The following is a 9,165-nucleotide window of genomic DNA, read 5'->3' on the forward strand; positions in this document are numbered from 1 at the left end:
CCTTCGGCCTTGCTGATTCTGCGGGCCCGGAGGGTCAGGCCGCGGGTGTGGGCACGTACGGCGCCAGGTCCGCGGCAAGCTCCTCGTGCACCCGCACCTTGAGCAGAGTGCCCTCCGCGGTGTGCTCCTCGGAGATCACCTCGCCCTCGGCGTGGGCACGGGCGACCAGCTTGCCGTGGGTGTACGGCACGAGCGCCTCGATCTCGACGGACGGCCGCGGCAGCTCGCTGTCGATCAGCGCGAGCAGCTCGTCGATGCCCAGGCCGGCGCGGGCCGAGACCGCGATGGAGCGCTTCTCGATCCGCAGCAGCCGCTGGAGCACCAGCGGGTCGGCCGCGTCCGCCTTGTTGATCACGACGATCTCGGGAACGTCGGTGGCGCCGACGTCCCTGATCACCTCGCGCACGGCCGCCAGCTGCTCCTCCGGAGCCGGGTGCGAGCCGTCCACCACATGCAGGATGAGGTCGGAGTCGCCGACCTCCTCCATGGTGGAGCGGAACGCCTCGACCAGGTGGTGCGGCAGGTGCCGTACGAAACCGACGGTGTCCGTCAGCGTGTACAGCCGGCCGCTCGGGGTCTCCGCCCGGCGGACGGTCGGGTCCAGGGTCGCGAACAGGGCGTTCTCGACCAGGACGCCGGCGCCCGTGAGGCGGTTGAGCAGGGAGGACTTCCCCGCGTTGGTGTAGCCCGCGATGGCGACGGACGGCACCTTGTTGCGTTTGCGCTCCTGGCGCTTGATCTCGCGGCTGGTCTTCATCTCCGCGATCTCCCGGCGCATCTTCGCCATCTTCTCGCGGATCCGTCGCCGGTCCGTCTCGATCTTGGTCTCACCGGGACCACGGGTGGCGAGGCCGCCGCCCTTGCCGCCGCCCATCTGGCGGGACAGCGACTGACCCCAGCCTCGCAGCCTGGGCAGCATGTACTGCATCTGCGCGAGCGCGACCTGCGCCTTGCCCTCTCGGGACTTGGCGTGCTGGGCGAAGATGTCCAGGATCAGGGCCGTACGGTCGATGACCTTGACCTTGACGACGTCCTCGAGGTGGATCAGCTGGCCGGGGCTGAGCTCACCGTCGCAGATGACGGTGTCCGCGCCCGTTTCGATCACGATGTCGCGGAGTTCCTCGGCCTTGCCGGAGCCGATGTAGGTGGCCGCGTCGGGCTTGTCGCGGCGCTGGATCACGCCGTCGAGCACGAGCGCACCCGCGGTCTCCGCGAGGGCGGCGAGTTCGGCGAGGGAGTTGTCCGCGTCCTGCACGGTCCCCGAGGTCCAGACGCCGACGAGTACGACCCGCTCCAGTCGGAGCTGTCGATACTCGACCTCGGTGACGTCCTCGAGCTCGGTGGAGAGGCCCGCCACGCGCCGCAGGGCCGCGCGCTCGGAGCGGTCGAACTGGTCGCCGTCCCGGTCTCCGTCGATCTCGTGGCTCCAGGCGACGTCCTCTTCCATCAGGGCATCGGCCCGAAGACCTTCGGGGTAGGCGTGCGCGAAGCGCTTGGTGTCCTGGGAAGGGGAAGAAGAGGAGGTCATTGGGTCCTTACGTCGATGGGGATTCCGCTGTGCCGGTCATTGTGACAACGCACGAGCCTGTCGGGAGATTCCCGCGCACCGTGCCGCGCCGACCTGAAGATGGTCGCACGGGACGCCACGTCTCGTCACCGTCTTATTCGCCGAGCGCGGCCTTGAGCGGGGCGGCCTTGGTTCGCGCCCCGTGCGCCGGTGCGCCCTTGGCGGGCGGCGTCGGCTTCCAGTCCGGGTGGCCCGGCATCGGTGGCGTCTTCTCGCCGTAGAGCCAGTCCTCGAAGAACCCGCCCAGGTCGCGCCCGGCGGTCCTGGACGCCAGGTTCACGAAGTCGGCCGTGCTCGCCGTGCCGTCCTGGTGGTCGCGCACCCACGTCCGCTCCAGCCGCTCGAAGGCCGTGCGTCCGATCTCCTGGCGCAGGGCGTAGAGCGCCAGCGCCGCCCCGTCGTAGACGTTGGGCCGGAAGATACTGATCTTCTGGCCCTCCTTGGGCGGCTTGGGGGCGGCGGGCGGGCCGCCCGAGGCGCGCCAGCGGTCGGAGGCGCTGTAGGCCGCCTTCATCCGGTCCACCATGGGCTTGTGCGCCTTCTCCTCCGCGTACAGGGCCTCGTACCAGGTGGCGTGCCCCTCGTTCAGCCACAGGTCGGACCAGGTGCGCGGGCTGACGCTGTCGCCGAACCACTGGTGGGACAGCTCGTGCACCATGATCGACTCGACGTACCACGCGGGGTAGGCGGGCTCCGTGAACAGGCCCTTCTCGAAGAGGGAGAGGGTCTGTGTCTCCAGTTCGAAGCCGGTGGCGGCCTGGGCCATGAGCAGCCCGTACGTCTCGAAGGGGTAGGGGCCGACCTTGCTCTCCATCCAGGCGATCTGGTCCGGGGTCTTCGCCAGCCAGTGTTCGAGGGTCTTGCTGTCGGCGGCGGGGACGACGTCACGCACGGGCAGACCGTGCGGGCCCTTGCGGCGCAGCACGGCGGAGCGGCCGATGGACACCTGGGCGAGCTCGGTGGCCATGGGGTGCTGGGTCCGGTACGTCCAGGTGGTCGAGCCGCCGGCCCTGTCCACACCGGCCGGCACTCCGTTGGCCACGGCCGTGTAGCCGTCGGGGGCGGTGATCCGGATGGTGAACATCGCCTTGTCGGACGGATGGTCGTTGCACGGGAACACCAGGTGGGCGGCGTCGGCCTGGTTGGCCATGGCGAGGCCGTCCGAGGTCTGCACCCATCCGCCGTCGCGGCCGTCGGCGGGCACCGGGTCACTGGTGTGCCGCACGGCGATCCGCATCCAGGAGCCCTTGGGCAGCGGGACCCCGGGAGTGACCACCAGGTCCTCGCCGGCGTCCGTGAAGGAGGCGGGCAGGCCGTCGACCGTGACGGACTCGACCTTGCCGTGCGCGAAGTCGAGGTTGAGGCGGTCCAGGTCGGCGGTCGTCCGGGCGTCGATGGTGGTGACGGCCTGGAGGGGCTTGTCGTTGGTGCCGGGATAGGTGAAGGCGAGGTCGTAGGACGAGACGTCGTATCCCGGGTTGCCCAGGTGGGGGAAGAGGCGGTCGCCGACGCCCAGCGGGGCGGCGGGGGCGCTCGCGGCCAAGAGGCAGACGGAGACGGCGGAGGCGAGGAGGGCGGCCGTGCGGTGCCGGGAGGTCCCCGGGTTCTTCGGCCGGGGCGGCCGGGTGCGGAGGGTGAGCAGCATGCACCACCGCTACCAGCGCGCGCGTGCGCTGCGGCGGCGACGCGCGCCCGGCCCACCCGAACGGGTTGCCTCAGGAGGAGGCCGGAACCTGGTGCTGCGCCCGCCCGACGTCGTAGACGCCGGGTACGTTCCGCATCGCCCGCATGAGGGCCGGGAGGCGGGCCGCGTCGGGGAGCTGGAGGGTGTACGTGTGGCGTACGCGCTGCTGGCTCGGCGGTTCGACGGTCGCGGAGACGATCTCGGCCCCTTCCAGGGCGATCGCTTCGGTGAGGTCGGCCAGCAGATGGGGGCGGCCGAACGATTCGGCGACCAGCGTGACCCGGCATGCGGTGGTTTCCCCCCAGCGCACATCGACCTGCACGCGCCCCGCGCTCGTCATGCGCGCCACCGCGGCGCACCCCACGCGGTGCACGGTCACCACCCCGCCCCGCACCGAGAAGCCGGTGATCTCGTCGGACGGTACGGGGGTGCAGCATCCGGCGAGCCGTACGGTGGCTCCCGGGAGGTCCACGAGGACATCGGCGCCCCGGGGGCGCGCGCCCTGACCGTCCACGCCGGAGCGCGCGGCGGGGGCTTCCGCGCCGCCAGGAACGGTGTCGCCGTCGGCGCTCCGGTAAAAGCCCTCCGGGCCGGCCGAGGCACCCTGGGCGGTCGCGCCATGGGGCGTGCCCGCAGCAGCCGTACCGGTCCTGCCGCCCTGGGACAGGCGCGCCACGGCGCCCGCGCGGGCAGCCGCCTCGCCCGTCTCGTCCTCCGGATGCGCCGCCAGCCACCGCTGGATGGCGATGCGCGCGGCCGGTGTGTGCGCGTGCTCCAGCCACTCCCTGGAGGGCTCGGAGGCCGGGTCCTGCCCCATGAGGAGCTGGACGGTGTCGCCGTCCCTCAGCACGGTGCTCAGGGTCGCGAGGCGGCCGTTGACGCGGGCGCCGATGCAGGCGTGCGCGTCCTCGCCGTACTGGGCGTAGGCGGCATCCACGCACGTGGCGCCCTCGGGCAGGCCGAGCGTGCCGCCGTCGGGCCGGAAGACCGTGATCTCCCGGTCCTGGGCGAGGTCTTCGCGCAGGGTGGACCAGAAGGTGTCCGGGTCGGGAGCGCCCCGCTGCCAGTCGAGCAGCCGGGAGAGCCAGCCGGGCCGGGTCGGGTCGGCTCGCTCGCCTTCGCGCGGCGACTGCTCCTCCGAAGGAGGAGCGTAGGGATTGCCGAGCGCGACGACACCGGCCTCGGCGACCTTGTGCATCTGGTGGGTGCGGATGAGCACTTCGGCGACCTGACCGTCGCCGCGGGTCACCGCGGTGTGCAGCGACTGGTACAGGTTGAACTTCGGTACGGCGATGAAGTCCTTGAACTCCGAGACGACCGGCGTCATACAGGTGTGCAGCTCGCCCAGGACGCCGTAGCAGTCCGCGTCCTCGCCCACCAGGACCAGCAGCCGGCCGAAGTCGGCCCCGCGCAGCTCTCCCCGCTTGCGGGCCACCCGGTGGACGGAGACGAAGTGGCGTGGGCGGATGAGGACTTCGGCCTGGATGTCGGAGTCGCGCAGGACCGCGCGGACCTCGTCGGCGATCTCCGCGAGGGGGTCGTCGGTGCGTGCCGCGTTGCCGACGATCAGTTCGCGCGTGTGTTCGTACTCCTCGGGATGGAGGATCGCGAAGACGAGGTCCTCCAGCTCGGTCTTCAGGGCCTGGACACCGAGCCGTTCGGCGAGCGGGATCAGGACGTCACGGGTCACCTTGGCGATGCGGGCCTGTTTCTCGGGGCGCATCACTCCGAGAGTGCGCATGTTGTGCAACCGGTCGGCGAGTTTGATCGACATCACACGGACGTCGTTCCCGGTGGCGACGAGCATCTTGCGGAAGGTCTCGGGCTCGGCGGCGGCCCCGTAGTCGACCTTCTCCAGCTTGGTGACGCCGTCGACGAGATAGCGCACCTCTTCGCCGAACTGCTCGCGCACCTGATCGAGCGTCACGTCGGTGTCCTCGACGGTGTCGTGGAGCAGAGAGGCCGTCAAGGTCGTGGTCTCGGCACCGAGTTCGGCGAGGATCAGGGTCACGGCGAGCGGGTGCGTGATGTACGGCTCGCCGCTCTTGCGCATCTGACCGCGGTGCGAGGACTCGGCCAGCACATACGCCCGGCGCAGCGGTTCGAGGTCGGCGTCGGGGTAGTGGGCGCGGTGTGCCTCGGCGACGTGGCCGATGGCGTCCGGCAGGCGGTCACGGCCGGCGGGGCCGAGCAGCGCGACACGGCCGAGTCGGCGCAGGTCGATCCGGGGGCGGGCCTTCCTGCGGGCCGCTGTAGGGGCTACAGGACCAGGGGTCGCAGGGTTCGTGGCCTCCGCACTCATGGGCACCTCCGGCTCGTGGACCGGCGGACGGAGCCCAGGGTGTGCGCGGCTCAGGGTTGGCGACGTTCCCCCGTCCGTGCCGGTGCTTGATGCTACCGAGCCCATCACGCCCGACCGACCGCCTCTCGCCGAGCGTGAAACGGATCACCCATTCGAGCGACGATTTGGAGGTTTACGATTTTGAGCCACGTGCCGCACGTCCGACCGTGGTTTCGACCCGCCCCGGCGACCGAGATCCGCGAATGCGTGTGTCCAGGGCCGCCGGGGCTGCGATTCGCGTGCTCAGCCGACCACGTTTTCCAGCCACTTGGCGTCGATCTCGCCCTCGGCGACGATCACCGCCGGTCCGGTCATCTCGATCTCGCCGTCCGGATGCTCGGTGATGACCAGGCGTCCGCCGGGCACGTCCACCGTGTAGGTCACGGGCGTTCCGGTGGCGGCCGGGTCGGCGCCGTCCCGGCGCGCGGTGGCGACGGCGACGGCGCACGCGCCCGTGGCGCAGGACCGGGTCTCGCCGGAGCCGCGCTCGTGGACGCGCATCGCGACGTGGCGGGTACCGCGGTCCACGACGAACTCGATGTTGACCCCGTCGGGGTAGGCGGCCGCAGGGCTGAACGGCGGTTGGCTGAACAGGTCACCCGCGTGGGCCAGGTCGTCGACGAAGGCGACGGCGTGCGGGTTGCCCATGTTCACGTTGCGCGCGGGCCAGCTCCGCTCGCCGACGCTCACCGTGACGTCCCCCTCGGGGAGGCGCGCACGGCCCATGCCCACGGTGACGTCCCCGTCCTTGGCGATGTGGACGGTCTTGACGCCTCCGCGCGTGGCGATCGTGATGTCCCCTTCGGCCACATGTCCGGCGTGCTGGAGGTAGCGCGCGAACACACGGACGCCGTTGCCGCACATCTCCGCGATCGAGCCGTCGCTGTTGCGGTAGTCCATGAACCACTCCGCGCCGGCCGCCATGCCCGCGGCCTCCGGGTGCGCGGCGGACCGCACGACGTGCAGCACCCCGTCCCCGCCGATGCCGGCACGGCGGTCGCACAGGGCGGCCACGGCGGCCGGGGCCAGCTCGATGAGGTTCTCGGGGTCCGGGACGATCACGAAGTCGTTCTCGGTGCCGTGACCCTTGAGGAAGGCGATCCGCGTGCTCATTCCTCGATCGTACGGGGTCGCTACGACATCCCCGGCGGCCCGGGACGGCCACCGCGTCGCGCAGGCCCGGGTGATCAGCGCAGCCGGGCCACGCGCCATACGGCGAGGACCGCGACCAGGGCCACCAGCAGGACGTAGCCGAGGACGACCCGCCAGTCGGGCCGGCGTCCGGAGCCCCGCGGGGGCAGGCCCGGCCAGGTGTAGCCCACCCGGCGGGCGGCCATCATGCCCCAGCCCGCGGCGCAGGAGCAGATCAGCAGGCCCAGCATGGCGATGACCGCACCGCTGTCACCGAAGTCGAAGGCGAGCGGGAAGGCGAACATCAGGGAGCCGACCGCGGCCAGACCCACGATGGGCGCGAGCTGCCAGATGCGCAGTCGGCGCTGCGGACGCAGCTCCACCTCGACCTCGGGCCCGCCGGGGAACATCTCCTCGGGCGCCGGACCGTCGTCGGTCACACCGCCCGGCGTCTCCTCGGGCCCGTCGGCACTCAGACGGTTCTCGCCCTGTTCCGGTTCGGCACCGCCGACGACGTGCTCGGTGTCTTGTGCCGCTTCTGCGGTGTCGCGAGGGCCGGCCTCCATCGCCACGCGCCCTCCCAACTAGGACTCCACTTGGTCGATCGAAGCTCGATGATGGCACGGCACCGGAGGCCTCGATGACCGGCGGCGCATCCCGATGCCATGACGTGATCAGGCTGTAACCGGTCGTTCGACCAATGCCAGCGCGAGGTGCGGAAGTTCCGTGAGGTCCGCCGCCGCCCCACTCAGCCAGTGCACCCGCGGATCGCGCCTGAACCATGAATCCTGACGGCGCGCGAAGCGCTTGGTGGCGCGTACCGTCTCGGCCCGCGCTTCGTCGTCGGTGCACTCCCCGGAGAGCGCCGAGAGCACCTGCTGGTAGCCGAGCGCGCGCGAGGCCGTACGCCCCTCGCGCAGGCCCTGCGCCTCCAGTGCGCGCACCTCGTCCACGAGCCCTGCCTCCCACATCCGGTCGACCCGGCGCGCGATGCGCTCGTCGAGCTCGGGACGGGACACGTCGACGCCGATCTGGACGGTGTCGTAGACGGAGTCGTGACCCGGGAGGTTGGCGGTGAACGGCTGGCCGGTGATCTCGATCACCTCGAGCGCCCGGACGATACGACGGCCGTTGCTGGGCAGGATCGCCCGTCCGGCCTCGGGGTCGGCGGCGGCCAGACGCGCGTGGAGCGCCCCCGGGCCGCGCAGCGCGAGCTCCTCCTCCAGCCGTGCCCTGACCCGGGGGTCCGTGCCGGGGAACTCCAGGTTGTCCACCGCTCCGCGGACGTACAGGCCGGAGCCGCCGACGAGGACCGGCCAGCGTCCCCGGGAGAGCAGGTCGTCGATGCGGGCGCGGGCCATTCGCTGGTACTCGGCGACGGAGGCCGTGACCGTCACGTCCCAGATGTCCAGCAGGTGGTGCGGGACGCCCGCGCGTTCCTCGGGCGTCAGTTTGGCGGTGCCGATGTCCATCCCCCGGTACAGCTGCATCGAGTCGGCGTTGACGACCTCGCCGTCGAGCTGCTGGGCCAGGAAGACGCCCAGATCGGACTTTCCGGCCGCGGTGGGACCGACGACGGCGATGACTCGGGGGGTGGCGGGTGCGCTGCTCACCGCACCAGTTTCGCAAACCCCGCGGCCGGGTCTCGAACGAGTTACGTGACGGCCCGCGTTCCGCGTCGTTGCCCGTTGCGTGGTGCCGACCGCCGGTTTCGGGAGGCGGTGACCCGGGCGACGCAAACGGACGCTCCGGGTGACGCGGGATTTCGCCCGCGCGAGTAACGTATGGAGTTGATATGGGCGTGTTTGCTCGACTTCTGGGGAAGTCGAAGGCGACGGAAGAGGCCTCGGCCGCCAAGGCGCAGGCCGGTACGGAGCCGGACGGGGCCGCGGCGGACGCACCGGTGACGGAACCGCTGGAGAAACCTGCGAAGGAGTCGGTGCGGGAGCCGGCGGAGGAAGCGGCCGGGGCGAAGGCGCCGAAGGTGGCCGGCGGCGGAGACGAGGTGGAGGCCGAGGCCGTCACTGTCAGGGGCTCCGTGGCCGAGAGCGCCGAGATTCCGAGGCAGCAGTCGCCCGGGGAGGCCGCCGACAACGAGGCCGGCGACGGCGCCCGCACATAGCTGCCCACGAGGAAAGGTGGACCATGCATCTGCTGGAGAACCTGAAGGCCAAGCTCGCCCCTGCCAAGCACAAGGTGTCGGACCTGGCGCACCACCACGAAGACAAGATCGACAAGATCCAGCACGGTCTCGACAAGGCCGCAAGGGTCGTCGACGAGAAGACCAAGGGCAAGTACAGCGACAAGATCCAGACGGGTACGGGCAAGGCCAAGGGTGCCATGGACCGGCTCGCGCACAAGAGTGGCACCGCGCAGGCCGAGGGCGGCACGACGACGCAGTCCGAGACCCCGCCGCCACCCGCTTCCTGAGCGGCATGTGGA

Annotated in this window: 8 protein-coding genes; 2 read left to right on the top strand and 6 right to left on the bottom strand. The window is 71.3% G+C overall.

Annotated features, from left to right (window positions below; all coding sequences use genetic code 11):
* Positions 1-34 precede the first annotated feature (34 nt).
* From hflX to miaA, 6 genes are all read right to left on the bottom strand, one after another.
* Entirely contained in the window at positions 35-1,528 is a 1,494-nt protein-coding gene (hflX, locus tag ACFW2E_RS33090; protein WP_384471440.1) for a GTPase HflX, read from the bottom strand.
* 133 nt (positions 1,529-1,661) lie between these two features.
* Positions 1,662-3,212 (bottom strand): M1 family metallopeptidase, encoded by a 1,551-nt coding sequence (locus ACFW2E_RS33095; RefSeq protein WP_384471443.1) that lies wholly within the window; start codon positions 3,210-3,212, stop codon positions 1,662-1,664.
* A gap of 70 nt (positions 3,213-3,282) precedes the next feature.
* The gene (locus tag ACFW2E_RS33100) at positions 3,283-5,553 is read right to left on the bottom strand and encodes a RelA/SpoT family protein (RefSeq protein ID WP_384471446.1); all 2,271 of its coding nucleotides are present in this window, start codon (positions 5,551-5,553) and stop codon (positions 3,283-3,285) included.
* Between the two features lie 282 nt (positions 5,554-5,835).
* The gene (dapF, locus tag ACFW2E_RS33105; RefSeq protein ID WP_384471449.1) at positions 5,836-6,705 is read right to left on the bottom strand and encodes a diaminopimelate epimerase; all 870 of its coding nucleotides are present in this window, start codon (positions 6,703-6,705) and stop codon (positions 5,836-5,838) included.
* 74 nt (positions 6,706-6,779) lie between these two features.
* Positions 6,780-7,289 (bottom strand): hypothetical protein, encoded by a 510-nt coding sequence (locus ACFW2E_RS33110; protein WP_384471460.1) that lies wholly within the window; start codon positions 7,287-7,289, stop codon positions 6,780-6,782.
* A gap of 108 nt (positions 7,290-7,397) precedes the next feature.
* A complete protein-coding gene (gene miaA, locus ACFW2E_RS33115; RefSeq protein ID WP_384471452.1) occupies positions 7,398-8,336 on the bottom strand; it encodes a tRNA (adenosine(37)-N6)-dimethylallyltransferase MiaA in 939 nt (312 codons plus the stop codon).
* 182 nt (positions 8,337-8,518) lie between these two features.
* Between miaA and ACFW2E_RS33120 the strand changes: the two genes are divergently transcribed.
* Both ACFW2E_RS33120 and ACFW2E_RS33125 read left to right on the top strand, forming a co-directional pair.
* A complete protein-coding gene (locus tag ACFW2E_RS33120) occupies positions 8,519-8,845 on the top strand; it encodes a hypothetical protein (protein WP_384471455.1) in 327 nt (108 codons plus the stop codon).
* A gap of 23 nt (positions 8,846-8,868) precedes the next feature.
* Positions 8,869-9,153 (top strand): antitoxin, encoded by a 285-nt coding sequence (locus ACFW2E_RS33125; protein ID WP_384471458.1) that lies wholly within the window; start codon positions 8,869-8,871, stop codon positions 9,151-9,153.
* Positions 9,154-9,165 lie beyond the last annotated feature (12 nt).

This window comes from Streptomyces sp. NPDC058964 (genome assembly GCF_042741275.1).
Taxonomy (GTDB): Bacteria; Actinomycetota; Actinomycetes; order Streptomycetales; family Streptomycetaceae; genus Streptomyces.